The following is a 25411-nucleotide window of genomic DNA, read 5'->3' on the forward strand; positions in this document are numbered from 1 at the left end:
CTGTCAGCTCCGGGAGAACACGCCGATGCCGTTCGGCACCGGGCGCTCCGCCCCGCCGCTGGGGTTGTTGCGCACGGTCACGGCATCGGCGCCCGGCGCGCGGGCGACCAGGGTGGACGTCGAGGACACCAGGGTGGAGGAACCGCCCCCGTCCAGGCTGAAGCCGTCCTGTGCGCCCATCTCCCGCAGGGTGTCCGCCACTTCGGCGATGGTGAGCCCGGTACGGAACTCCGGCGAGCCGTCGAGCGACAGCAGGAACAGGCGGCGGCCGTCGGCCGACATCCCCGCCGCGGTCCGCACCGCCGACGTCGTCGGGTCCAGGCCCGGCAGCGGCACGCCGCCCCGCAGCACGGGGTAGCCGCCGAGCGCGAAGCGGAACGGCACGTGCGAGCGGGCCGCGACGAGACGGTGGCTGACCCGCACCCGGTCGCCCTCCGACAGCTTCCGCAGTTCCTGCGCCCCCGCCTCGCGCCCGACCAGGACCGTGCTGCCCGGCTCGATCGGGCCGGAGCCCGGTGTGTCGGCCGCCGCCACGACGCGCCCGTCGCGGATCGTCACCTCGTGGGTGTCGGTGCTGCAGGGCGCGCCGCGGCTGGTGTCGGTGCCGCAGGTCGCGCGGACCCGGGAGACCGAACCCCAGTCGTGGGTGAAGGCGCCGACGGAACCGACCGGCAGGGCGTACTGGTTGAGGCCGCCCAGCGGCAGGCGGGATTCGGGCGTGCGGATCTTCCCGTCCAGGGCGAGGTTGTCCAGGCGGGCCCTGCGGTCGTAGCCCACGCCGATGACCGCCTCGGTGGTCACGCCCGGGGGCATCGCGGGGCCGAACCGCTGTCCGTCGGGGACGGCGGCCTTGAGGGCCCGGCCGTTCGCGATCGCCGGGCCCACGGACGCGCCGGTCGCCTCGACGCCGGGGTGCTGGGTCTCGCTGATGTTGAAGAAGTCGCCGTTGATGCCGCCGACGGCACCGACGCCGTCGGCGAGCGCGGAGACGGGGGCCCGCGCGGCGACCTTGCCCGGATACAGCAGTCCGACGCTCGTGTGCGGGTCGCGCAGATCGACGTCCAGCACATGGGCGCGGGCGGTGCCGTGCGGGGTGGGGATGTCGAAGTACCGGTACTCGACGCCGGGAGCTATGCGGCTCCCGGCGCGCGTGTCGTCGGCGACGGCGCCGCCGGCCGGGGCGGCCCCCAGGAGAGCGGCTCCGGCCAGTGTGCCGAGCGTCGTGACGAGGGTGCAGGCCGTTCGTAACCGTCCAGCGCGTTGCGTGTGACGTGCCACAGGATCCCCCTGATGTCGGCCGGTCAGCGAACCAACTGTCCCAGCAGTCAGGGGAGTCCACCAGATGCCGATGGCTACGTTCCGACCAGCCGCGAACGGATGAGGAAACGTACACCTTCCGGGGCCTCCAGCGAGAAGCCGCTGCCCCGGCCCGGCACCACGTCCACGATGAGCCGGGTGTGACTCCATACCTCGTACTGACTCCTGGACATCCAGAACGCTACGGGCTCCGCCACCCCCTCGACGGTCAGCGACGCGAGGCGGATGTCGGAGTCACCGGTTCGGAACTCGCCGTCCGGGTAGCACATGGGGGCGCTGCCGTCGCAGCAGCCGCCCGACTGATGGAACATCAGCGGCCCGTGCAGCTCCCGCAGGCGCCGCAGGAGCCCGGCTGCGGCAGGGGTGAGCTCCACCCGGGGGGCGTCGCCCGCGGTGTCATCGGCGTCCTCGGTCTCATGGCGGTCCATGGCACGACGGTGCACGGCGACACGTTGCAACAGGGTTGCGAGGGCGTACGAAGAGCACCCGTTCGGAGCAATCGTGTGATGGTCGTGCCGTGTCCGCCGGGCGCGCCGGCCCGCGGCGGTGAAGCTGGGGGGATGCGCTGGCTCCTCTCGTCGATCGCCGTCCTGTCCCTGGCCGTTCCCGCGTCGGCCGGCACCGCCCCGCACGCGGTGGCCGCTCCCCGCTCCGCCGAGCCGCCGTGCCGGGCGGGCACCGCGCCCTACCAGCGCGAGCTGGAGCGCGAGCTGCGGCTGCCGGTCGACGGACGCCAGTCCGCCGCCGACTGCGCCGCCGTACGCCGCCTCCAGCAGCGGCTCGGCATCCGCCCCGCGGACGGCAGCGCGACCCTGCGGACGTACCGGCTGCTCGTGGCGGACCAGGTGAAGAGGGACCCGGCCGCCCGGCGCGCCTGTCCGGTCCGGCCGTACCGGATCACCTGCGTCGACCTGACGCGGCAGATCCTGTGGGCGCAGAGCGGACGCCGGCTCGTCTTCGACCCGGTGCCGATCCGCAGCGGCCGGGACGGTCTGGAGACCCGCGGCGGCTGGCAGCGGATCCACTGGAAGAACCGCGACCACTACTCGACGATCTATCACGTGCCGATGCCGTACGCGCAGTTCTTCAACGGCGGCCAGGCGCTGCACGGCACCCGCACCGATCTCTTCTCGTCCGGTTCGGGCGGCTGCGTCAACCTGGCCATGGACGACGCCCGGCGGCTGTACGACCTGCTGCAGACGGGCGACCGCCTCTTCATCTGGGGCACGAAGCCGGGCACGGGCGGCTGACGCCACCCGTGCCCGGAGCGGGGCGGAGAGGGGTCACTTCCCCTTCTTGCCCCCGCCGCGCTGGTTGGTGAGCGTCACCGTGACGCCCTTGGCTGCGTGGCCCGCGGTGACCCGGTACGGGCCGCTGACCGGGTTCTTCGGCAGCACGTAACCGTCGGGCACGGCCGTCTCCCTGAGGTAGTACGCGCCGAGGTCGAGGCCCCGGTAGGCGCACCGGCCGCGGCCGTCCGTGGCGCAGCCCGGGTCGACGAGGGTGTCACGGCCCGCGCCGGACGCCTGCAGTCCCGGCCTGCCGTTGCTCTCGCGCCACAGCTGGAAGACGGCGCCCGCCAGTGGCTTGCCCGTCTTCTTGTCCTTCTTGACGACGGTGAGCGCGCCGTGCTCGTCCGGCTTGTCGTGCCTGCTGTTCAGCGCCACGACGGAGACGCCGTCCGCGGCGGTGGCGTCGGTGAGCTCCAGCGGGCCGAAGACCGCCGGGTCCGGCAGCTCGTACCCGTTGGGGGCCTTGGTCTCCACCCAGTAGTACGTGCCCGTCGCGACCTTCCTGCGGCAGTCGCCGGAGCCGTTCGTGGTGCAGGGGGAGCCGACGGAGGTGTCGGGGTCGGCGCCGCCGCGCTGCAGGCCGTCGACGCCGTTGGTCTCGCGCCACAGTTGGAAGACGGCGCCCGCCAGCGGCTTGCCCGTCTTCTTGTCCTTCTTGACGACGGTCACCTCGCCCTTGGTGACGTGCGGCTTCTTCTTGTTCGTCGCCTGGATCTCGGCGCCCGTGTCGGCGTTGGACTTGTCCAGGTCCAGCGGCCCGAAGACGTTCGGATCCGGCAGGTCGTAGCCGTCGGGCGCCTTGGTCTCGCGCCAGTAGTACGTGCCGAGCGGCACCGTCTTGGTGCACTCGCCCGGCGCCCGGGTGACGCAGGGGCTGCCCATCCTCCGGTCGGGGTCGTCGCCGTCGGTCTGCAGGCCGTCGACCCCGTTGATCTCGCGCCACAGTTCGAACGTGGCGCCGGTCAGCGGCTTGCCGGTGTCCTCGTCGGTCTTGACCACCTTGACCTGGCCCACCGTGGGGGCGAAGGCGCAGTCGGGCAGGTCGCCGTCGAAGGGGTAGTTGTGGATCTCCTGGCCGCCGCCGCCCGTGGCCGAACTGGTGTGGGTGAGCGAGCCGGTGGTGAAGAAGCGGCCGTTCATGCCCGGCACGCTGACCGTGGTCACGGAGGTCTGGTTGCCGACCAGGACGCTGCCCTGGAACTGTCCGGTGCCCTTGAACTCCACCGAGGTGGCGTCGGGGAAGTTCCACAGCAGGCGGCTGCGCAGCTTGTTGAGCTGGCTGCTGTCGTCGATGGTGCCGCTGTAGGTGTTGATGGTGCGCTGGGTGCCGAGGACGTTCACCAGGATCGTGGCGCCGTCCGGGATGCCCTCGAAACGGATGCCCTCCTGGCCGCCGCTGCCGCCCATCAGGTCGAAGTCGACGTTGAAGACCTGCAGCATGGAGGTGTTGTCGCCCCGGAAGAGGGTCTCGCCGCCCGCGTGGGTGGCCGTTCCCGTGGGCGGGCGGGTGCCGCCCGAGGGGTGGGCGTAGCACTGGCTGGCCGACGTCAGCTGGTCCCGCAGCGGGATGTAGGGCTTGGCCGCGTCGGGGTCCTTCTTGAGGGTGCTCACGATCGTGCCGGTCGCGTCACCGGCGTGCCGCACCACGCCCTTCTCGGCGAGCAGCCGCTCCCCGGTGGCGACCCTGACGTCGCCGCCGGTGGTGAGCCAGTCCGCGCCCTCGGGCGGGGTCACGCGGGAGCCGACGCCCGCCTCGCCGATGTTGTAGATGCCGCTGACGCCGTCGGCCTTGTCCTGGTCGAAGTCGCCGAGGACCACGACGCGGCCCTCGGCCTCCGCGGCCTTCTCGCGGACCAGGAAGTCCTTGCCGACGTAGATGTTGATGCCGTTGTCGCGGTACTTGATGCCGCCGTTGTTGATGGGCGGGTAGCCGTCGGGCGGGCAGGTGCCCGGGACGCACGGGCCGAGCCCGCCGGGCAGCGGCTTGGCGGCCGCGGCCGTGCGGGGGCCGGTCGCGGCGGGGCCCGTTCCAGGGGAGGAGTGCGCGGCGGCGGGCACCGCGGAAAGGCCGCTGCCCGCCACGACGCCGAGGAGACAGAGGTACCTCATTCCGGACTGGATGAGGGAAGGGAACGTCACGTGCACATCAGCTCCTCACTGGGTCAAAGAGACGGGAGGAGGCTCGCACGATTACCGCCCGGTGGCGTTGAACCGATCCGCGCTTCATACGAAGAGCACTGCAAAGGATGAGTCGGGGCCGTACGTGGGCCGATCGGGTGAGATGTGCCTGCGGGCTTCGAATCCATGGCCGGATGGTCATACCGGTTGCTGACCGAAGGTTTGTGGGGGAGCTCACAAGGTAACGCGGAGCCCCGCCCGGCCGCGGTGAAATGTCCTGGTTCACCACCGATAATTCCGGCTCCTGTTGCCGCACCATGAACAATTCCCGGCCCCGGGAAAGACTCCCGAAACACCCCCAACATGAATGCGTTCCAGCCCTTCCGGGGGTGTGGCAAGGCGCCGTGCGGCGGTGTTGTAATTCTCCGCAACCCGGCACGGAACACCCTTTCCGAAAAGGCCGGGACGATGTCCGAAGGACCGCCCCGCGACCCGGTGGCGGCCCCGAGCACCAGGAGCACGGCAGCGCATGGCCGACGTACAGACACAGCGGGCCGGCGGCCCGTCCGCCGTCGCCCTGCGGGCCTTTCGCCGGGACCGGCTCGGCCTCGCCGCCCTCGGCGTCGTCCTCCTCTTCGCCGTGCTCGCGCTCGCCGCGCCCCTGGTCGCCGCCCTGTACGGCAGGAACCCGACCGAGCACTACGGCCAGAACGAGCCGGGCCTGCTCAGCGCGGAGGGGCTGCCGGTACGGCCGGGCGGCGGCATGTCCGGCGCGTTCTGGTTCGGCATCGAGCCCGGCCTCGGCCGCGACGTGTTCACCCAACTGCTGTACGGGATCCGCACCTCGCTCCTCGTCGCCACCGCGTCGATCGCCCTCATCGCCGTGATCGGCGTCGTCCTCGGCGTCACCGTCGGCTACCTGAGCGGGCTCGCCGACCGGGTCTTCACCTTCGTCTGCAACGTGCTGCTGGCCTTCCCCACGCTGCTGCTCCTGCTCGCCCTCGGCCCCATCGTCCAGACCCGCTTCGTGGCGCCGGGCGCGAACGAACCCGCCTGGCTGCAGTTCACCGTGCTCGTCCTCGTCTTCGCCGCCTTCGGCTGGGTGCCGCTCGCGATGATGCTGCGGACCACCGTGCGCTCCCTGCGCGAACGGGAGTTCGTCGACGCGGCACGGGCCGTGGGCGCGAGCCGCCGGCACATCGTCTTCCGCGAACTGCTGCCGAACGTGTGGGCGCCCGTCCTGGTGCACGTCACCATCGCCCTGCCGGGCATCGTCACCGCCGAGGCCGCGCTCTCCTTCCTCGGCGTGGGGATCAGCGAGCCCATCCCCGACTGGGGGCGGATGATCGCCCGCGGCGCCGAGGTCTTCTACGACGACCCGACCTACATGGTCTTCCCCGGCGTGACGATCCTCGTCTTCGTCGTCGCCTTCAACCTGCTCGGCGACTCGGTACGGGACGCGCTGGACCCCCGTACACGCCGCTGACCGCACGCCACACCTCCACCTCTTCACTCGTCCCACCGTCTCCACAAGGGAGTTCGTCATGCCCGGAATCAGCCCGCGCACCACGGTCCTGCCGGTCGCCGCCACCGTCTCCGCCCTGTTGATGCTCTGCGCGTGCTCCGCGGGCGCGGGCGCCGGGAACGACGGCGTGACCTCGGTGGGCAGCGAACCCGAGCTCACCGCGGGCATCGGCACCGCCCGGGACAGCGCGGGCCCGGCGCCCGCCGTCGAAGGCGCGCGGCGCGGCGGCACCGTGCACGTCGCCAACCTCCGGGACGCCTCCCACCTGGACCCGCAGAAGATCTACGCGGGCGAGGCCTACAACACCTCGCTGCTCTGGGGCCGCCAGCTGACCCAGTACCAGGTGGTCGACGGCAAGGCGAAGCTGGTCGGCGACCTCGCCACCGACACCGGCGAACCCTCCGACGGCAGCCGCACGTGGACGTACCGGCTCAAGGACGGCATCGCCTGGGAGGACGGCAGGCCGATCACCTCGCGGCACATCAAGTACGGCATCGAGCGGACCTTCGCCCCCGGCTTCGAACTCGGCCCGCCCTACTGGCCGCAGTGGCTCACCGGCAAGCAGGACCTCGCGCAGGCCCGCTCGGTCTACGGCGGCCCGAAGAAGGACGGCGACTTCCCGGGCATCGAGACGCCGGACGACAAGACCGTCGTCCTCCACTTCGCGAAGCCGCAGTCGGACGTACCGTTCATGGCCGCCCAGTCCTCCTCGTCACCCGTGCGCCCCGACAAGGACACCGGCACGGCGTACGACCTGAAACCGTTCGCGACCGGCCCGTACCGCATCGTCGAGCACCGGCAGAACCGGAGCATGACCCTGGAGCGCAACCCGCACTGGAAGGCGTCGACCGACCCGATCCGCCACCAGTACGCCGACCGCTTCGAGTTCGCCTTCGAGAAGAAGGAGCTCAACACCGCCCAGGAGATCCTCAACGGCCGCGGCGACGGCGCGAACACCGTCACCACCAAGAACGAACTGCCGCCCGAGCTGTACGGCGAGGCCACCCGCGACCCGCGGAAGAAGCGGCTCGTCGTCGACGGCCGGCGCGGCGCGTTCACCTACCACCTGGTCGTCAGGAACGACCGCGTGCCCGACCCCGAGGTGCGCAAGGCCGTCCACTACCTCTTCCCGCGCCAACAGGCCCGCCAGGCGCTCGGCGGCCCGCGCGTCGGCGACCTCGCCACCACCTACTCCTCGCCCGCGATCGTCGGCTACCGGAAGTACGACGCGTACCCGGTCGCCCCGACCGGCGACATCGAGAAGGCCAAGGAGCACCTCGCCCGGGCCGACAAGCCCGTCAAGAGCCTCACCTACGCCTACGAGGCCAACGCCGCCAACGACCGCGTCGCACAGGTCCTGGTCGAGGCCTTCCGCAAGGCCGGCATCACCCTCGTCACCAAGCCGATGCCGCTGGCCGCCTACACCAACGAGGTGCTGCGCGGCACCGATCCCGACTACGACCTGTGGATGTCCGGCAGCTCCGTGGACTGGCCGACGCCCGCCACCGGCGTGCCCTACCGCTTCGACAGCCGCCGCGACACCCTCGACAACGACCCGCGCTACCGCAACCCGGCCGTCGACAAGGAGCTCGACCGCATCGCGAAGCTCGGCGACGCCACCGAGAAGGCGAAGGCCCTCGTCGCCCTGGAGAAGAACACGATCATGAAGGACGTGCCGCTCGTGCCGTTCCTGCACCAGCGCGTCCAGCAGGTCCGCGGCGAGAACGTCGGCGGCGCCTTCATCCACCCCATCTACGGCACCATCAGCCCCGCCTGGCTGTACCTGAAGAAGTCCTGACCCATGCTCACCCACCTGACCCGCAGGGGCCTGCAGGCGGCCGTGGTGCTGCTCGCCGTCTCCGCCACCGCCTTCGCCCTCTTCTACGCGGCACCGTCCGACCCGGCGGCCATCGCCTGCGGCCCCAAGTGCGACGCCGGCCAGGTCGCCGCCGTGCGCCGCAGCATGGGCCTGGACCAGCCGATCCTCACCCAGTACGCCGAATACCTGCGCGGCCTCCTCGCGGGCCGCACCATCAGCGACGTCGACGGCAGCGCCCTCGCCTGCCCCGCGCCCTGCCTCGGCTACTCCTACGCCCTGCACGAGCCGGTGCTCTCGGCGATCACCGGCCGCTTCCCGGTCACCCTCTCGCTGGCCGGGGGCGCGTTCGTCGTCATCCTCGTCGCGGGCATCGGCGCGGGCTTCGTCTCCGCGCTGCGCCGCGGCTCCACGGGCGACCGGCTGCTGTCCGGCTTCACCCTGATCGGTGCCAGCGTGCAGATCTACTTCCTCGGCTACGCGCTGCAGTACCTGCTCGTGTACTCCACCGGATGGCTGCCGCTGCCCGGCTACACACCGCCCGGCGAGGACCCCGCGGCATGGCTCTCGGGACTGCTGCTGCCCTGCCTGGTGCTCGGCTTCGTCAACGCGGCCGTCTTCGCCCGGCTGTCCCGCGCCCAGCTCCTGGAGGTGATGCACGAGGGCTATGTGCGCACCGCGCGCGGCAAGGGGCTCGGCGTGCTGCGCACCCATCTGAAGTACACCGCGCGCGGGGCCGCCGCACCGGTCGTGCAGCTCCTCGGGCTGGAGGTGGGGGCGCTGCTCGGCGGCGCCTTCATCACCGAGACCGTCTTCGGGCTCAGCGGCGTCGGCAAGCTCGCCGTCGACGCCGTGACCCAGAACGACCTGCCGACCGTCGTCGGCACCGTACTGATCGCCGCGTTCTTCGTGGTGGTGTTCGTGGCCGTCGCCGACCTGGTCGTGGCCTGGCTCGATCCGAGGGTGAGGGCGGCATGAGCGACCGGGACGTGGTGCTCGACGTACGGGACCTGACGGTCTCCTTCGACGGGCCACGCGGCAGCGTCACCGCCGCGCAGGGAGTCTCCTTCGACCTGGCGCGCGGCGAAGTCCTGGGCCTGGTCGGCGAGTCGGGGTCGGGGAAGTCCACCGTCGGGCTCGCCGCGCTGGGACTGCACGACCCCGCCCGCACGACCGTGCGCGGCAGCGTCGAGGTCGGCGGCACGCAGGTCGTGGGCGCCGGCGAGGCCGAGCTCAAGGCGCTGCGCGGCGCGCGCATCGCCATGGTGTTCCAGGACGCCCTCGCCTCGCTCTCGCCCTTTCACGGGGTGGGTGCCCAGCTCGCCGAGGCGTACCGGCTGCACCACCGGGGGGCGGGCCGGGCGCGGGCGCGCGGCAGGGCGCTGGAGATGCTGGAGCGCGTGGGGATCGCGGCCGCCCGCGCCCGCGACTACCCGCACCAGTTCTCCGGCGGCATGCGCCAGCGCGTGATGATCGCGATGGCGCTGATCAACCATCCCGACGTGCTCGTCGCCGACGAGCCGACCACGGCGCTCGACGCCCGCGTCCAGCGCCAGGTCCTCGACCTGCTGGGGGAGTTGCGGCGCGAGTACGGCACGGCCGTCGTCCTGGTGACCCACGACGTCGACATGGTCGCCGCCGCCACCGACCGCATGCTCGTCATGCGGGACGGCCGGGTGGTCGAGTCGGGCCCCACGGACCGTCTCATCGGCGCGGCCACGCACCCCTACACACGGGCGCTGATCGGCGCGGCGCCCTCCCTGGAGACGGTGCCCGGCACCCGGCTGCCCACGGTCGACCGCCCGGAACCCGGGGCGCGGACGACCGCGCGGGTGTGGGGGAGCGCGGCGCCCGGTCACGGCGACCGCGCCGCCGCGGGCGCGGCCTCCCCCGGTACGGGTACCGTCCTCGCCGAGGTCGAGGACCTGCGCGTGGAGTTCGGCGGCGGACGGGACCTGCTCGGGCGGCGGCGGCCCGGGAAACCCGCCGTGCGCGGGGTGAGCCTGCGCGTCGCCGAGGGCGGGACGCTCGGCCTCGTCGGCGAGTCCGGTTCCGGGAAGTCCACGACCGCCCGCGTGCTGGCCGGACTGCAGCGGCCCACCGCGGGGGCGGTCCGCTTCGGCGGCCGGGACATCGCCCGCGCCGCCGAGGACGCCGCCCTGCGCCGCACGCTCGGCCGCGACGTCCAACTGGTCTTCCAGGACCCCTACGCCTCGCTCAACCCGCGGCGCACGGTCGAGGAGATCGTCACCACGCCGCTGCGGGTGCACACCACCATGAGCCGCGCAGAGCGGCGGGAGCGCGCCGCCGAGCTCCTGGAGCAGGTGGGCCTGAGCCCCGCCCATCTCCCGTGCCATCCGCACGAGTTCTCCGGCGGCCAGCGCCAGCGCATCGGCATCGCCCGCGCCCTGGCGCCGCGGCCGCGCCTGATCATCGCCGACGAACCGGTCTCCGCGCTGGACGTCTCGGTGCAGGCCCAGGTCCTGAACCTGCTGATGGACCTGCGGGACGAGCTCGGCCTCTCCCTCCTGTTCGTCTCGCACGACCTCGCCGTCGTGCGCCACCTCTGCGACCGGATCGCGGTGATGCACCGGGGCGAGATCGTGGAGACCGGCTCGCGGGAGGAGATCTTCGAGCGTCCGCAAGACCCGTACACCAAGGAGTTGCTGGCGGCGCGGTGGTAGACGGACGTCGGCCTTCTGGTGACCCGGTCCGAAGTGTGCGCCCTGGCAGGGGAGTTGAGCAGAGGGCACGGAAAGAAGATCGGGTACGCCGTACAACCCTTGCGCGCCATCCCGTGTCGAACAGGGCGCCGGACAAGGAACGGGCCCTTTCCGGACCCCCCCGCGCCTGCCCGGCCACTTTTCCTTCACAGGAGCCGCTCGTGCGCAAGAACCGTTCGGCCGCCCTCGCCGCGGCATCGTTCCTTCTGCTGACCGGGGCCGGTATCGCCGCCGCCCCCTCCGCCGTCGCCGGCACGCCTGGGGGTACCCACGCCGACGACCGCAACAGTGACTTCAACGGCGACGGATACGAGGACGTGCTGGTCGGCGCCCCGGGCGCGACGGTGAGCGGCAAGAAGGGCGCCGGGCTCGTCACGGTCCAGTACGGCTCGACCAGGGGGATCGGCACCAGCGGCGCCGCCCGCTTCAGCCAGTCGACCGCGGGGGTGTCCGGCGCCGCCGAGGCGGGCGACTCCTTCGGCAAGGCCGTCGCCACCGGCGACCTCGACGGCGACGGCTACGACGACGCGATCATCGGCATTCCCGGCGAGGATCTCGGCGACATCACCGACGCCGGTGGCGTGGCGATCCTGTGGGGCTCCAAGAACGGCCTCAAGGGCGCGGCGAGCGACTGGCTGCAGACCCAGGAGCCCACCAAGGGCGAGCAGTTCGGCACGGGCCTCGCCGCCGCGCACTTCACCGGCGAGACACCCGGCGACCTGCTCGCCGTCATCGACCGCTACGACCTGGAGCTCTTCGGCTACGAGGCGGCGCAGGCCCGCGGCGAGGCGGCGCCGCTGCGCAGCCGGGCCACCGAGCGCCTGGCGAAGGCGGCCCAGGACCGGCCCATCCAGCCCAAGTCGCTCACCACCGGCGACTACGACGACAACGGCTTCGCGGACCTCGTGGTCTCCGGGGTGACCGTGGGCGACGAGGAGCCGGGGCACGGCTGGTCGGTGCAGTTCGCGGGCGGCGCCGACGGCCTCGCCTACAAGAACGAGCTGCGCGGCGGTCCGGCCAGCGCCTCCGGCGACATCAACAACGACGGCTACGACGACCTGGTGACCGGCGAGCCGGCCTCCCCGGACGACGGCGGCGAGACGCTGACCGGCGGCCTGGTCGGCGTGCGCTACGGCGACGAGAACGGCCTGAAGGACGAGGCCAAGTGGTGGACGCAGGACTCCGCGGGGGTGCCGGGCGTCGCCGAGCGCGGTGACGGCTGGGGCGCGGACCTGTCCGTCGCGGACACCGACGGCGACGGCTACGCGGACGTCGCGATCGGCGCGCCGGGCGAGGACATCGGCACGGTCGCCGACGCGGGTGCCGTCTGGGTGCTGCGCGGGAGCACGCACGGGGTGACGCCGACCGGCGCCGTGTCGTTCGACCAGAACTCCGCGAACATCCCCGGCACGGCCGAGAAGGGCGACAAGTGGGGCGCGCAGGTGCGGCTCACGGACCCGAACCGCGACGGCCGCTTCGGGCTCCTGGCGTCCGCGCCGGGCGAGAACACCGGGGACGGCGTGGTGTGGGTGCTGTCCGCCGGTGCGGGCGGCGTCACCGGCACCGGGTCGTGGACGTACGGGGCGGGCTCGCTGGGCGCGCCCGGCACGGGCGCGGCGTTCGGCGCGGCGATCGACGAGTGACCGTGACGCTCGACCGGTGGATTTCCCCGCAGATCCGGTAGGTCCTCCGGTACGTCCGGGCGCGGTCGGGAGCGGGCGGCTCCGTATCATCGCCGCATCTCCTCACCGACCGCGTCCGGAGGCTGAACAGGCATGACAGAGAACCGAGTCGTCATCGTCACGGGTGGTGGCACCGGCATCGGGGCCGCCACCGCACGGCAGTTGCGCGCCGCCGGACACCACGTGGTGATCTCGGGCCGCCGCCCCGGCCCCCTGGACGACCTCGCCCGGGAGACCGGGGCGTTCGCCCACCCCGCCGACGCGGGCGACCCCGAGGAGGTCGCCGGGCTCGTCGCCGCCACCGTGGCGGAGTACGGCCGCGTCGACGGCCTCGTCCTCAACGCCGGGGTGGGCCGCAGCGGAGCCGTCGGCGACCTGTCCGACGAGGACTGGGACCTGGTCCTGCGCACCAACCTCAACGGACCCTTCCTGCTGCTGCGCGCCGCGCTGCCGCACCTCCTGGAGACCCGCGGCGCGGTCGTCGCCGTCGCCTCGGTCGCCGCCCTGCGCAACGGCGCGGCCAACGCCGCGTACGCCACCTCCAAGGCGGCGCTCCTCCAACTGGTCCGCTCCGTCGCCGTCGACTACGGCAGGGCCGGGCTGCGCGCCAACACCGTCTGCCCGAGCTGGGTGCGCTCGGAGATGGCGGACCGGCGGATGTCCCGGTTCGCGCAGGAGGCGTCCCTCGGCGACGGCGGCGCCGACGCGGCGTACGAGGAGGCGACCCGGCTGGTCCCGACGGGCCGCCCGGGCCGGCCCGAGGAGGTCGCCGAGGCGATCACCTGGCTGCTCTCGCCCGCCGCGTCCTTCGTGAACGGCGCGACGCTGACCGTCGACGGGGGCGTCACGGCCGTCGATCCCGGCACGGTCGCCTTCGCGCACGCCATCACGCCGCGTGACGAGGGCGCCCGCTAGGGCGTGTTTCGAAAGTCCCGTCTGCTCGGCGACGCCTGGCACGCACGCTCGCCGCGTCCGAGCCCTACCACGTCCCGCGCGGGCGGCGGCGACATCCAGAGGTCTGCACCAGTCCCGGGGAGCCGCCCCGCCCGCCCCCGGAAGCCGCCCCCGGGCCCCGCGACGGGCCCCTGCCGCCGTGCCCCGGCCCCGCCGCGCCCCGGAACTGGGCTTCCCGTGCGGCCATGCCCTCCCGGGCGCCCGCTGCCGCCCTCCCGGAACGCCAACTACCGGTCGGTAGGCCGGAGTTGTGGGCCGAATTCTTGGCCGGGACATCATGTGACGGCCGAATGAACCCGGGGTAAATATCGCCCTTTTGGCACTCAAGGCGCCCAATTCAATTGTTGACAGGGGTAGTTGGTCTAGTCCATTTTGGTGGGACGCAAGTTCGACAGGGGGCGGGTGGCAACGCGCTGCCCCGGCGGGTCCGACGGCCCGTGCGACCCGGCGTGGAGACCAGCCGCCGGGCGAGAAGAACCGAACCTTGGAGCACCACATGTCAGCGAGTGACCGCTACCTCCATCGCGCCGCCTCCGACGTCCCGTACTTCAGCTCGGACGCCGACACGTACCTCGCGCAGACCCAGCTGCGCGACCTCGACAAGACCCGCCCCCTGCGCGTCCTCAGCGAGGAGGACTTCGCGCACTGGCAGACGTACGGCTACGTCGTGGTCAAGCAGGCCATCCCCGCCGCGGCCGCCAAGGACCTGCTCGACTTCGCCTGGGAGTTCCAGGGCCTGGACCGGGGCCGTCCCGAGTCCTGGTACGAGGAGCGCGAGTTCCGCTCCGACCTGGACCGTGAGCTGCACGTCTACGGCTTCGTCGAGGCGTACCACCACCAGTTGATCTGGGACAGCCGCCAGACCCAGCGGGTCTACGACGCCTTCGTCGACGTGTGGGACTGCGAGGAGCTCTGGGTCACCCTGGACCGGCTCAACCTCAACCCGCCCAACGTCAAGAACCGCTCCCGCTCCCTGATCGCCCCCACCGAGCGCGGCTTCGACATCAACCTGCACTGGGACGTCGACACCACCCTCGGCGTACTGCCCCAGCGCGTGCAGGGCATCATCGCCCTGGACGACACCCGGCACGACCACGGCGGCTTCCAGTGCTGCCCCGAGCTCTTCCGCCGCTTCGACCGGTGGAAGGCACTGCAGCCCGACGACCGCGACCCGATCCGCCCGGCCGTCGACCGGGACGACATGCCGGTGGTGCGCCCGGAGCTCGAAGCCGGTGACCTGCTGATATGGAACGGTCTGCTGGCGCACGGCGTCGCGCCCAACACCTCGGCCGACGGCGTCCGCGCGGTCCAGTACCTGTCGATGATGCCCGCCCTGGAGACCCACGACGCGCTGCGCCGCTCCCGCGTCGCCTCCTGGGAGAACCTCTCCACGCCGGAGTGGAACGGCACGCTCCTGGGCGACGCGGACAAGCACGAGTCCCTGCGCTACGGCACCGCGGCCCTCAACGACCTGGGCGCCAAGCTGCTCGGCCTCAAGTCGTGGCACGGCCAGGACGAGTCCGCTGCCCGGCAGGGTCTCGACGAGCCGATCGGGGGCGCCGCATGCGCCGAATCTGCCTGACGCTGCCGACCAACCGCGCCTGCCCGGAGACCATCGCCGCGATCGGCGCGGAAGCCGCCTACGCGGCGACGCACTTCGACGTCGAGGCGCACCTGCTGATCCTGGACTCCGCCGAGCCCGCCGCCTTCGCCGACCACGCCCGTGCCGTGCGCGAGCTGCCGGACGTGCCCGGCGTCGTCGTGCACCACATGGACGAGGCCGGCCAGCGCGCCTTCCTGAGCCGGGTGATCGGCACCGCCGGTGTCGCCAAGCCCGAACTGATGCTGGAACTGATGCTCCCGGACGGCGTCTCCTACGGCGCCTGCACCAACCGGGCGTTCCTCGTCGCCGCCGCGCTGGGCTGCGATTCCGTGCACCGCAGGGACTCCGACAGCCGCTACCAGAGCGTCGACGGCGAGCCCGTCTTCCCCGTGCATCACGAGCTCACCTCGCTCGGCAGGACGGCGGGCGACGCGGCCCACGACGTCACCGAGACCACGCTCGACCCGTCCCACGCGCACAAGCCGGTCGCGATGGTGGGCAGTTCGTTCGTCGGTGAGCTCTCCGTCGACATCGACGAGATCCGCCGCCTCGACCCGGACGTCTACCACGACGTCGTCAGCCTCTGGGCGCCCACCCACTGGTCCGACGCGGAGAAGCGGGCCCTGGTCGACGACTCCTTCCGCGGAGCGGGATCCGACACCTTCGTGACCGACCGCGCGACGCTGTCGCTGGTCGACCCGATGCGCGTCGACATGTGCAACATCAGCTTCCACGACGTGCACGAGCGCGTCCCGCTGCCGCCCGCCACCGACACCATCGGCAGCGACTACTTCCTCATCCACCTGGTGTACGACGCCGCACTCCCCGGCGTGCTGCACAACCGCCACATCGTCAACTACTACACCGCGGAACGCAGGACCGACGCCGGTTTCCTCGCGTACCAGACGCGCTTCGCCAAGTTCTTCCTGTCGATGCTCTACTTCAACCACATCTACGACCGGATGGGCGCCGCAGGCGAGGCCCTGCTCGACGACCGGGGGCACGTCCGCGCGTCCGCCATCGCGGAGTTCGCCCGGGAGAGCACCCACCTGGACCCGGCCGAGAACGTGTGGCGGCTCGACCGCATCGACGCCGCCTACCGCACGCTCGGCGGCCGGTACACCGATTTCGCCGACCATCTGGCCGCACACCGCGAACGCCTCCTGGACGAGGCACGCCGTGACATCGAGGACTTCGCCCTGCTGATCGAGGCCTGGCAGCCCCTGGTACGCGCGAGCCGGGCCACCGGCCCGCTCCCGACGCCGGGACATCCCGCGTGAACGCGACGATCACGCACGGGACGTCCGAGGCGCACGAGTCCCGTGGGACACACCCGACGCAGGACACGGGCGGGTCGCACGGCGTGGGCGTGGGCGTGGGCGTGGCCGCGGGCGTCGACAGCGCCGCGCTCCTGGACGCCCTCGCCGCCGCCACCGAGGACCGGATCATCTTCGACCTCCCCGGCATCGAGCGGCACTACGACGCCCTGCGCCGCGAACTGCCCGGGGTCGCCGTCCGCTTCGCCATGAAGGCCTGCCCGGTGGACGAGGTCCTCGCCCGCCTGGCGCGCCGCGGCTGCGGGGTCGACGCGGCCAGCCCCAGGGAGGTGGAGCAGGCGCTCGCCGCCGGGGTGCCGATCGACCGGATGCACTACGGCAACACCGTCAAGTCCGACCGGAACATCGCCGACGCGTTCCGGCTGGGCATCCGGGACTTCGCGACCGACTCCCTGGAGGACGTCCGCGCGGTCGCCGCGCATGCCCCGGGCAGCCGGGTCTTCTGCCGCCTCGCCACCACCGGCGAGGGCGCGCTGTGGGGACTCAGCAACAAGTACGGGTGCTCGCCCGAGGACGCCGTCGCCATCCTGGAGACGGCACGCGAGCTGGGACTGACCCCGGCCGGCCTGTCCGTCCACGTCGGCTCCCAGCAGATGACGGCCGGTGCCTGGCAGGGCGCCTTCGACCGCATCGCCGGCGTCCTGGGGGACCTCGCCGGACGCGGGATCGCCCTCGACCACGTCAACCTCGGCGGCGGGCTGCCCGCACGCGGATACCGCGACAAGCACGGCCGGGCGCTCCACCCGCCGATGGACAAGATCTTCACCGTCATCCGCGAGGGCATGGCACGCCTCGGCGCGCTCCCCGGCCACCGGCTCGGCTTCGTCATCGAGCCGGGCCGCCACCTCACCGCCGACCACGGGGCGATCCGCGCGCACGTCTCGCGGCTCTCCGCCCGCCGTACACCCGACGGCGAGCGCCAGTACTGGCTGTACCTGAGCTGCGGCAAGTTCAACGGCCTCTACGAGATGGACCAGCTGCAGTACCGCATGGTCTTCCCCTCGCACCTGGGCGCCGCGTCGGTGCCCGCCGTGGTGGCGGGCCCCACCTGCGACAGCGACGACGCCTACTCCCACGAGGACGGCCTCGTCCAGGTGCCCAAGGCGCTCGCCTCGGGCGACCCGGTCTGGGTGCTGTCCAGCGGGGCGTACGCGACCAGTTACATGACGCAGGGCTTCAACGGCTTCAGCCCGCTGCCGTACACCTGGATCGACGGCGAGGACGCATGAGCGAGGAGATACGCGTCCGCCGCATCGCCGACGGCGACTGGGACGGCATCGTGGCGCTGGAGTCCCGCGCCTACACGCCGCTCGGCCTGTCGGAGGGGCGGGACGCGCTGGAGTCGCGGATGCGGGCCTCGCCCGGGACGTGCTTCGCGCTGGACCTCGGCGGGCGGCTCGCGGGCTACCTGCTCGCCCTGCCGTACCCGGAGTCCGCGTACCCGGAGCTGAACGGGACCGAGCGGGCCGCGGTCCGCTCCTCCCGCAACCTGCACCTGCACGACATCGTCGTCGCGGAGCACCTGAGGCACCGGGGGCTGGCCCGCCACCTCCTGAACCGCCTCGTCACGACGGCCCGTTCGCAGGGGTACGAGCAGATCTCACTGGTCGCCGTCGGCGGCAGCGAGACGTTCTGGTCGGGCCGCGGGTTCGTCGCCCGGCTCGGGGGCCCGCCGCCGGCCGGCTACGGCCCGACGGCCGTCTACATGTCCCGGGCGGTGCACGCCGGTCCGCCGGTGCTCCGCGACGGGTCCGTCCCCGACCCAGAACCAGCGAAAGATACGGCGAGAGATGCGGCAAGAGCCAGAGACGCGGCACGAGACAGCACCGCACCACGAGTCCCGGACGGCCGAGGCGGCGACAGCGGCCGGGACCGGGCACCCCGATGCGCCGAAGCGGGGGCTCCGGTTGCGTGACCCCTTCCATCGCGGCCAGCTGGCGATCGCGGCGCTGTTCTGCGCGCTGGGATTCCAGTACGCCACGTGGGCGGCGCGCATCCCCGCCATCAAGTCGGACCTCGACCTCAGCGCGGCGGAGGTCGGTTTCCTCCTGATGGCCGCCGGTATCGGCGCGGCCGTGTCGTTCCCGCTGGTGGCCGCCCTGATGCGGCGGCTCGGCTCGCAGCGGCTTGCGCTGCTGTCGGCGCTCTGCCTCGCCCTGGTGCTCCCGGCGCTCGCCGCGGCACCCAGCTATCCCGTCGCGCTGCTCGTCCTGTGCGTCGACGGTGTGCTCGTCGGCTGTCTCAACGTCGCCATGAACGCGCAGGGCGCCGAGCTGGAGAAGCGTTACGAGCGCAACGCCATGGCCCGGCTGCACGCCACGTTCAGCGGCGGCTCACTGCTCGCCGCGCTGCTCGCCTCCGGTCTGCGGGCCGCCACCTCCTCGGTCGCCGTGCACTTCGCGGTCGCCGCGGTACTCCTGCTCCTGCTCACCGCGTACGCGCGGACCGGGCTCCTGCCGGAGCGGGCCGCGGGCGCGGACGAGGCGGCGACGGCGACGACCGGGGAGGAGCGGCCGGCGGTCGAGGAGGCGCAGCCCGCGGCCGGGAAGAAGCGGGCGGGCAAGTGGACCCTGCCGTCCCGCGTGACGCTGTGGATGTGTGTCGCCATGGCGTTCGGCACGGTCACCGAGGGCGCCATGAACGACTGGTCCGCCCTCTATCTGGAGGACGTGGCCGAGGCCTCGGCCGAAGTCGCCCCGCTGGGCATCGCGGTCGTCTCCGGAATGATGGTCATCGCCCGGCTGTTCGCCGACGGGTGGCGCAGCCGGTGGGGCGACGGCCGCGTCGTCCTGACCGGCAGCGTGCTCGCGGGTGCGGGCCTCGCCCTGGCCCTGATCAGCGGTGGACTCGTCCCCGCGCTGCTCGGGTTCGCCTGCGTCGGGCTCGGCATCGCGGCCGTCACGCCGTGCGTCTACGTGGCCGCGGCCGGACAGGGCTCGGACGCCCTGACGCTGGTGGCGGCGATGGGCACGACGGGTCTGCTGGCCGGACCGCCGCTCATCGGCTTCATCGCGCACGCGAGCAGTCTCGTGTGGGGCCTGGCCGCCGTCGCCGCCTCGGCCCTGGTCGTCTCCGCCTGCAGCACCCGGATCCGGTGGCCCGCGACGAGCGGCTGACCGGTCCGCCGCGCCCTGCCTGCGCCGTTCCGATCCGTCCTTACCGGAGGGTAGGCGCACCCGACCCCCTTGTTATACATTCCGTCTAACAAGGGGGTCGCGGCCTGCCGTGCGACGAGGTGCCGCGCCCGCTGCCAGGACGTCCGGAGCCAAGGAGCCGCACCATGGCAAGCAGCACTGTTGGACCGAGCACACAGGGCAGTTCACCGGAGGGCGACGTGGCCCGGCGCCTGCTGGACTCGGCCGCCGTGCTCGCCTACGACCCCGCCACCGAGGTCGACTGGGAGACGCCGCTCGACAAGGACTGCCACGGCGCGAGCCCGGAGTGGAGCACGCTCTACGGCACCGCCTACTGGCAGGAGATGACCGAAGCGCAGCGCAAGGAGCTGACCCGGCAGGAGGCCGCGTCGGTCGCCAGCACGGGCATCTGGTTCGAGATGATCCTGCAGCAGATGGTGCTGCGCGACGTCTACGCCAAGGACCCGACCAGCACCGAGGTCCAGTGGGCGCTCACCGAGATCGCCGAGGAGTGCCGGCACTCCATCATGTTCGCCCGCGGCGCCGAGAAGCTCGGCGCGCCCGCCTACAAGCCGCGCCGGTTCGCGACCGAACTCGGCAGGGTCTTCAAGTCGGTGGCCTTCGGCGAGGCCGCGTACGCGGCGATCCTGGTGGCCGAGGAGGTCCTCGACGTCATGCAGCGCGACTGGATGCGCGACGAGCGCGTGGTGCCGTTCGTGCGCACCATCAACAACATCCACGTCGTCGAGGAGTCGCGGCACATGAAGTTCGCCCGCGACCAGACGCGCAAGCAACTGGCGGGCGCGGGCCGCACGCGCCGGGGCATCAACGCCCTCGTCATCGCGATCGCCTCGTACGTCATCGTCACCAGCATGGTGAACCGCAAGGTGTACGCGAACGCCGGGCTCGACGAGGAGCGCGCGCTCGCCGAGGCGAAGGCCAACGAGCACCACAAGTCCATGATGCGGTCCAGCTGTGCGGGCCTCATGGAGTTCCTCGCCTCGTGCGGCCTGCTCACCAAGCCGGCCCTGGTCTTCTACAAGCGCGCCCACCTCATCTGAGCGGAGCCGCCCCCCCTCCTTGACCCGACCGATCCGATCCGGCCCGCCGCGACGGATCCGAGCCGAGCTGAGCCGACGACATGACCTACGCCATCACCCAGACCTGCTGCAACGACGCCACCTGCGTCGCCGTGTGCCCGGTCAACTGCATCCACCCCACCCCGCAGGAGCGCGCGTTCGGCAGCACGGAGATGCTGCACATCGACCCGCGCACATGCATCGCCTGCGGCGCCTGCGCCGACGCCTGCCCGGTCGACGCGATCTTCCCGGTGGACAGCCTGCCGCCCGCGCAGCGGGAGTACGCCCGGATCAACGCCGCGTACTTCGAGGGCGATGCGGCCGAGGAGGCCGGACCCGCCCCGCGGGGGCCGAACTTCCACGCCTGGGGCGAGCCGTCCTTCCCGCGCGTCCTGCCGGCCGACTTCGCGCCGCTCAAGGTCGCCGTCGTCGGCACCGGGCCCGCCGGCATGTACGCCGCGCAGGACCTGCTGCTGCACACCAACGCCGAGGTCACCCTCATCGACCGGCTGCCGGTGGCCGGCGGGCTCGTGCGGTACGGCGTGGCGCCCGACCACCCGGCGACGAAGAAGGTCGGCGACACCTTCGCCCGCTTCCACGCGCACCCGAGAGTACGGATGCACCTGGGCCTCGCCGTGGGCACCGACGTCACCCCGGAGGAGATCGCCGCCCACCACGACGCGGTGATCTACGCCGTGGGCGCCTCCGCCGACCGCCGACTCGCCGTCCCCGGCGCGGAGTTGGCCGGCAGCATCTCCGCGACCGCGTTCGTCGCCTGGTACAACGCCCACCCGGACGCGGCGCCGGACGGCATCGACCTGTCCGCCGAGCGCGCCGTCGTCGTCGGCAACGGCAACGTCGCCCTGGACGTCGCCAGGATCCTGCTCGCCGACCCCGAGACCCTGGCGCGCACCGACATCGCCGACCACGCGCTGCGGGCCCTGCGCGACAGCGCCGTGCGCGAAGTGGTCCTGCTCGCCCGCCGCGGCCCCGAACACGCCGCGTACACCAGGTCGGAGCTGCTGGCCCTCAAGCACCTGCCGGGCGTGGACCTCGTCGTCGACGACCACGACCCGCGCACCGGGCAGGCCGTCGACGCCGCGGGCGACACGGACAAGGCGGCCGTCCTGCGGGACGTCCCCCGCACGCGGCAGGACGGGGAACAGGCGCCCGCGCCGGGCCGCAGGATCGTGCTGCGCTTCCACTGCGAACCCGCCGAAGTCCTCGGCACCGAACGGGTGGAGGCCGTGCGCGTCGCCACGCACGCGGGGGACCGGACGATACCGGCGGGGCTGCTGCTGCGCGCGATCGGCTATCGGGGCGTGCCGGTCGCCGGGCTGCCCTTCGACGAGGCCGCGGGCACCGTGCCGCACGAGGGCGGGCGGGTCGACGGGATGCCGGGCACCTACGTCGTGGGGTGGATCAAACGCGGCCCCAGCGGCGGCATCGGGGCGAACCGCACCTGCGCGGCCGAGACGGTCACCACGCTCCTGGCCGACGCGGTCGCGGGCGCGCTGCCCGCGCCCCGGCACGCCGCACGGGCCTTCCACCGGCTCGCCCGTCGCCGCAACCGGCAGGTCGTCGACGCCCGGGGCCTGGCCGCCATCGAACGGACCGAGGTGTCCCGCGGCCGCGACGCGGGCCGCCCCCGGGTCAAACTCGCCACGGTGGCCGAACTCGTCGCCACGGCACGGTCGGGCCGGTCGGGCCTGCTGCGCTGAGGTGGCACGGCGGGGCGGTGGGCGCCCGGCCGGACGGGCACGGTCCTACAGCCTCCCGCGACCGCAGGCGCATGCTGATCGGGGGACACCGCTTCCCTCGGCCGCTGCCCAGCGTACGCCCGGCGACCGGCGCACGGGAGGGCGGACGGGAACCGCTCCGTCCCGTGCGCCCCGCACGCCGCTCCGCCCCCGCGGGCGGAACTTTCCCCGACCGACCGCGCCGGATCGATCGCGTCCGCCAGCCGGCCCGCCCTACGATCGCGTGCATGCTGCTGCGCCGGAAGTTGCGGATGGTCATGGCCCTCGTCGTCGCGCTCGCCGCCGCCCTCGTCTGGGCGACGGAGGGCAGTGCCTCGGCGGCACCCGACGAGAAGGGACGGTCCTCGCCCGATCGCCAACTGCTGTTCTTCAACCACGCCTACGGGGTCCTCGACCGGGAGACCGCCGACGCCGTCGAACACTCCGACTACCTGCGGACCTTCGCGAACTTCCAGGTCCGCACCACGACCGGCGCCGACGGGCAGACGTGGACCGGCCGCTACCTGATGGGCCGTGAGACCTACGTCGAGCTGTTCGGCGTCGGGGACCTGCCCGGCAAGGACGGCCTGTTCGGCGCCACCGGCGCGGCGGTCTCGGTCGAGCAGGCCGGCGACCTCGCGACGGTGCGCCAGCGGGTGCGGGACCAGGGGATCACCCCGGCCGACTTCCTGCAGACCCGTGACTTCGGCGACGGGGTCCCGGTGCCGTGGTTCGACGCCTCGTTCGTCATCGAGGCCGACCAGTACGACTCCTTCGGCGCCTGGGCGATGGAGTACCGGCCGGAGTACTTCGCCGACCCGCGCGGTAGGACCGAGCCCGCGAGCCACCCCGGTGACGTCGGCCGCGAGCGGTACCTGAACGACGAGTACCGCGACCACCGGATGCGTGACGTGACGTCGCTGCGCCTGGGCGTGACCCGGCGCGACGCCACCAGCACGGTACCGCTGCTGCGGGCCGGCGGGTTCGACGTGCGGACCCTCGCCGACGGCGGCGTCGTCGCCCGGCGCGGCGGCACGACCGTCCGGCTGGAGGCGTCGACGCGCGAGGAGGCCGGGCTGCGCGAGATCGGATTCTCGCTCAACAAGGCCGTCAAGCACCGTCACACGGAACGGATCGGCCGCTCGACCCTGACGGTCGGCGCGGGCGCCGGTGCCGTGTGGAGGTTCGACGGGCCCGGCAAGTAGGGCGGCCCGGAAGGGCGCTGCGGGGAGGGGCGGGCCATGCTGCGGGTGCACTTCACGGCGCACGATCTCGCGCGGGTCCGCGTCGCCCCGGGCCCCGACTACCTGTGGGAGATCAGCAACAGCATCCAGACCCTTCAACGGCAGGACGGGGTGCGGGAGTTCGGCGAATGGCGGCGCTGGGCGAGGCCGCGTCTGCCGGACAGCTGCCGCCTCCTCGCTCCGCTGCTGCCGCCCCGGGGCGACTCCCCGGACTTCCTCACCCCCACCCACGGCGACCGCGCGACGCTGCAGGCGGCGGTCGACACCCTCGTACGGACCCCGCGGCCGAGGCTGCACGCCGATCTGGCCCGGGTGGCCGCCGCCCGGCGCCTGCCCGGGTGGACGCGGACCCTGGCGGGCGGCGACGCGGACACGCTGCGGGAACTGGGGCGGGCCGTGCGGGCGTACCACGGGGAGGCACTCGCCCCGTTCTGGCGGCGCATCCACGCGCACGTCGACGCCGACCGCGCCGTGCGCCTGCGCAGTCTCCTGGACGGCGGCACCGAGGGGCTGCTCGAAGGTCTGGGCCCGCGCTTCCGCTGGCGGCCACCGGTCCTCGAGGCCGACTATCCCGTCGACCACCAACTGCACCTCGAAGGCCGGGGACTGGTCCTGCAGCCCTCCTTCTTCTGCTGGCCCACGCCGATCACGCTCGCCGACGGCGGGCTGCCGCCCGTCCTCGTGTACCCCATCGGCCATGCCGCGGACTGGACCCGGGCCGCACGGCACGCGCCACCGGACGACGGACCCCTCGGCCCGCTCCTGGGGCACACCCGGGCCGCCGTCCTGCGGGCGACCCGGACCGGCGCCTCCACCGTCGAGCTCGCCCGGCTCCTCGCCGTCACGCACCCGGCCGTCAGCCAGCACGTGAAGGTGCTGCGCGCGGCGGGCCTGGTCACCACGGTCCGCAGGGCCGGACGGTCCCTCCACGTGGCGACCGCCGAGGGGCGGGCGCTGCTGCGCGGCGGTGGCCACGGCCCGCTGTGAACGTGCCGTGACGGGAGCGCCGTAAGCCTGGGCTTTCCTTCGTTGCGCCTGTCGTGGGCATGTCGGGATGCTGGGCGGGCTCCCGCACGCGCACCCCCTCCGTCCCCGTGCGCGTCCCCCCCCACGCTCCCCAGGAGTCCCTATGCGTAAGAGACTTGTCGCCTCCGCCGTCGCCGCGGCCGCCGTCGGCGCACTCGTCGGCCCGTCCGTGGCCCACGCCGATCCCGCACCGCCCCGCGCCGTCTCCGTGCTCGCGCACGGGTCGGAGGCCGGCACCGCCGTCGTCAGCGGGCAGAACGAGCCGGGGACCCGGCTGCGCGTCGGCGGCGCGCGCACGGCCGGCGCGCACACCCTCCCGGTCGACTACCAGGTCCAGGAGACCGGCTACTGGTGCGGTCCCGCCGCCACCCGCATCGCCCTGTCCGCCAGGATCGCCCCGCCGAGCCAGGGCGCCCTGGCCGCGCAGCTCGGCACCACGGAGGCGGGCACCGACCACATCGGGCAGGTCACCGGCGTACTCAACGCCCACCTCGGCACCGGCTGGTACGAGACCAAGGAGATGCCGAACGACCCGCCCACCCAGGCCCAGAAGGACCTGCTGTGGCGCGACATCGTGCTGGACATCGACAACAACTACCCGCTGGTCGCCAACATCGTCGCGCCGCCGGGCAACCAGCCGCCCGGCTACCCGTCCGACCAGACGATCTACCACTACTTCACGGTCATCGGGTACGACGACGCCAACGCCACCGTCCTCATCGCCGACCCCGCCTCCTTCGGCGGCAACCAGATCTACTGGCTCTCCTTCGACCAGCTCGCTTCGCTGATCCCGCCGAAGGGCTACGCGGCCTGAGGGGGGCT

Annotated in this window: 20 protein-coding genes; 17 read left to right on the forward strand and 3 right to left on the reverse strand. The window is 72.9% G+C overall.

Going from position 1 to position 25411, the window contains the following annotated elements; translation table 11 throughout:
• Positions 1-3: 3 nt before the first annotated feature.
• Both ACFYXE_RS20885 and ACFYXE_RS20890 read right to left on the reverse strand, forming a co-directional pair.
• On the reverse strand, positions 4-1278 hold the full coding sequence (locus ACFYXE_RS20885) for a phosphodiester glycosidase family protein (RefSeq protein WP_389314385.1): 1275 nt from the start codon (positions 1276-1278) through the stop codon (positions 4-6).
• A gap of 74 nt (positions 1279-1352) precedes the next feature.
• Entirely contained in the window at positions 1353-1745 is a 393-nt protein-coding gene (locus ACFYXE_RS20890; protein ID WP_389314387.1) for a DUF779 domain-containing protein, read from the reverse strand.
• Between the two features lie 132 nt (positions 1746-1877).
• On the opposite strand from ACFYXE_RS20890, the gene ACFYXE_RS20895 reads away from it, so the two are divergent.
• The gene (locus ACFYXE_RS20895) at positions 1878-2567 is read left to right on the forward strand and encodes a L,D-transpeptidase (protein WP_389314389.1); all 690 of its coding nucleotides are present in this window, start codon (positions 1878-1880) and stop codon (positions 2565-2567) included.
• Between the two features lie 33 nt (positions 2568-2600).
• Here ACFYXE_RS20895 and ACFYXE_RS20900 read toward each other — a convergent pair whose 3' ends face one another.
• Positions 2601-4718: a choice-of-anchor A family protein gene (locus tag ACFYXE_RS20900; protein ID WP_389314391.1), complete on the reverse strand. Its 2118-nt coding sequence runs from the start codon at positions 4716-4718 to the stop codon at positions 2601-2603.
• Positions 4719-5256: 538 nt separating this feature from the next.
• Here ACFYXE_RS20900 and ACFYXE_RS20905 point away from each other — a divergent pair.
• The 16 genes from ACFYXE_RS20905 to ACFYXE_RS20980 all read left to right on the forward strand — a co-directional run bounded on the left by ACFYXE_RS20905 (position 5257) and on the right by ACFYXE_RS20980 (position 25403).
• Positions 5257-6213: an ABC transporter permease gene (locus ACFYXE_RS20905; RefSeq protein WP_389314393.1), complete on the forward strand. Its 957-nt coding sequence runs from the start codon at positions 5257-5259 to the stop codon at positions 6211-6213.
• A 58-nt stretch (positions 6214-6271) separates the two neighbouring features.
• Positions 6272-8050: an ABC transporter substrate-binding protein gene (locus ACFYXE_RS20910; protein ID WP_389314395.1), complete on the forward strand. Its 1779-nt coding sequence runs from the start codon at positions 6272-6274 to the stop codon at positions 8048-8050.
• Positions 8051-8053: 3 nt separating this feature from the next.
• Complete coding sequence (locus ACFYXE_RS20915) at positions 8054-9046, forward strand: ABC transporter permease (RefSeq protein ID WP_389314398.1); 993 nt, start codon at positions 8054-8056, stop codon at positions 9044-9046.
• Complete coding sequence (locus tag ACFYXE_RS20920; RefSeq protein ID WP_389314400.1) at positions 9043-10752, forward strand: dipeptide ABC transporter ATP-binding protein; 1710 nt, start codon at positions 9043-9045, stop codon at positions 10750-10752. Before ACFYXE_RS20915 ends, ACFYXE_RS20920 begins: the two co-directional genes overlap by 4 nt.
• 200 nt (positions 10753-10952) lie before the next feature.
• On the forward strand, positions 10953-12434 hold the full coding sequence (locus ACFYXE_RS20925) for an esterase (protein ID WP_389314402.1): 1482 nt from the start codon (positions 10953-10955) through the stop codon (positions 12432-12434).
• Positions 12435-12566: 132 nt separating this feature from the next.
• Complete coding sequence (locus ACFYXE_RS20930) at positions 12567-13388, forward strand: SDR family NAD(P)-dependent oxidoreductase (RefSeq protein ID WP_389314404.1); 822 nt, start codon at positions 12567-12569, stop codon at positions 13386-13388.
• A gap of 535 nt (positions 13389-13923) precedes the next feature.
• Entirely contained in the window at positions 13924-15009 is a 1086-nt protein-coding gene (locus tag ACFYXE_RS20935) for a phytanoyl-CoA dioxygenase family protein (RefSeq protein ID WP_389314406.1), read from the forward strand.
• The gene (locus ACFYXE_RS20940; protein ID WP_389314408.1) at positions 14991-16310 is read left to right on the forward strand and encodes a DUF6271 family protein; all 1320 of its coding nucleotides are present in this window, start codon (positions 14991-14993) and stop codon (positions 16308-16310) included. Before ACFYXE_RS20935 ends, ACFYXE_RS20940 begins: the two co-directional genes overlap by 19 nt.
• 101 nt (positions 16311-16411) lie before the next feature.
• Positions 16412-17596, forward strand: a complete 1185-nt coding sequence (locus ACFYXE_RS20945) for a type III PLP-dependent enzyme (RefSeq protein ID WP_389314674.1) — start codon at positions 16412-16414, stop codon at positions 17594-17596.
• Positions 17593-18282 carry a GNAT family N-acetyltransferase gene (locus tag ACFYXE_RS20950; RefSeq protein ID WP_389314410.1) on the forward strand — a complete coding sequence of 230 codons (690 nt, stop codon included), beginning with the start codon at positions 17593-17595 and terminating at the stop codon, positions 18280-18282. The genes ACFYXE_RS20945 and ACFYXE_RS20950 overlap by 4 nt, the downstream gene beginning before the upstream one ends.
• On the forward strand, positions 18275-19483 hold the full coding sequence (locus tag ACFYXE_RS20955; protein ID WP_389314412.1) for an MFS transporter: 1209 nt from the start codon (positions 18275-18277) through the stop codon (positions 19481-19483). The genes ACFYXE_RS20950 and ACFYXE_RS20955 overlap by 8 nt, the downstream gene beginning before the upstream one ends.
• Before the next feature lie 164 nt (positions 19484-19647).
• Positions 19648-20562 (forward strand): diiron oxygenase, encoded by a 915-nt coding sequence (locus ACFYXE_RS20960; protein ID WP_389314414.1) that lies wholly within the window; start codon positions 19648-19650, stop codon positions 20560-20562.
• A gap of 80 nt (positions 20563-20642) precedes the next feature.
• Positions 20643-22301 (forward strand): FAD-dependent oxidoreductase, encoded by a 1659-nt coding sequence (locus tag ACFYXE_RS20965; protein WP_389314416.1) that lies wholly within the window; start codon positions 20643-20645, stop codon positions 22299-22301.
• A gap of 266 nt (positions 22302-22567) precedes the next feature.
• Positions 22568-23524 (forward strand): DUF5829 family protein, encoded by a 957-nt coding sequence (locus ACFYXE_RS20970; RefSeq protein WP_389314418.1) that lies wholly within the window; start codon positions 22568-22570, stop codon positions 23522-23524.
• A gap of 36 nt (positions 23525-23560) precedes the next feature.
• Positions 23561-24550, forward strand: coding sequence for an ArsR/SmtB family transcription factor (locus ACFYXE_RS20975; RefSeq protein ID WP_389314420.1), 990 nt, complete (start codon positions 23561-23563; stop codon positions 24548-24550).
• A 142-nt stretch (positions 24551-24692) separates the two neighbouring features.
• Positions 24693-25403: a C39 family peptidase gene (locus ACFYXE_RS20980; protein ID WP_389314422.1), complete on the forward strand. Its 711-nt coding sequence runs from the start codon at positions 24693-24695 to the stop codon at positions 25401-25403.
• The last annotated feature ends 8 nt before the right edge of the window (positions 25404-25411 follow it).

Origin of the sequence: Streptomyces sp. NPDC002564 (assembly GCF_042889645.1) — a bacterium.
In the GTDB taxonomy this organism is placed as follows: domain Bacteria; phylum Actinomycetota; class Actinomycetes; order Streptomycetales; family Streptomycetaceae; genus Streptomyces.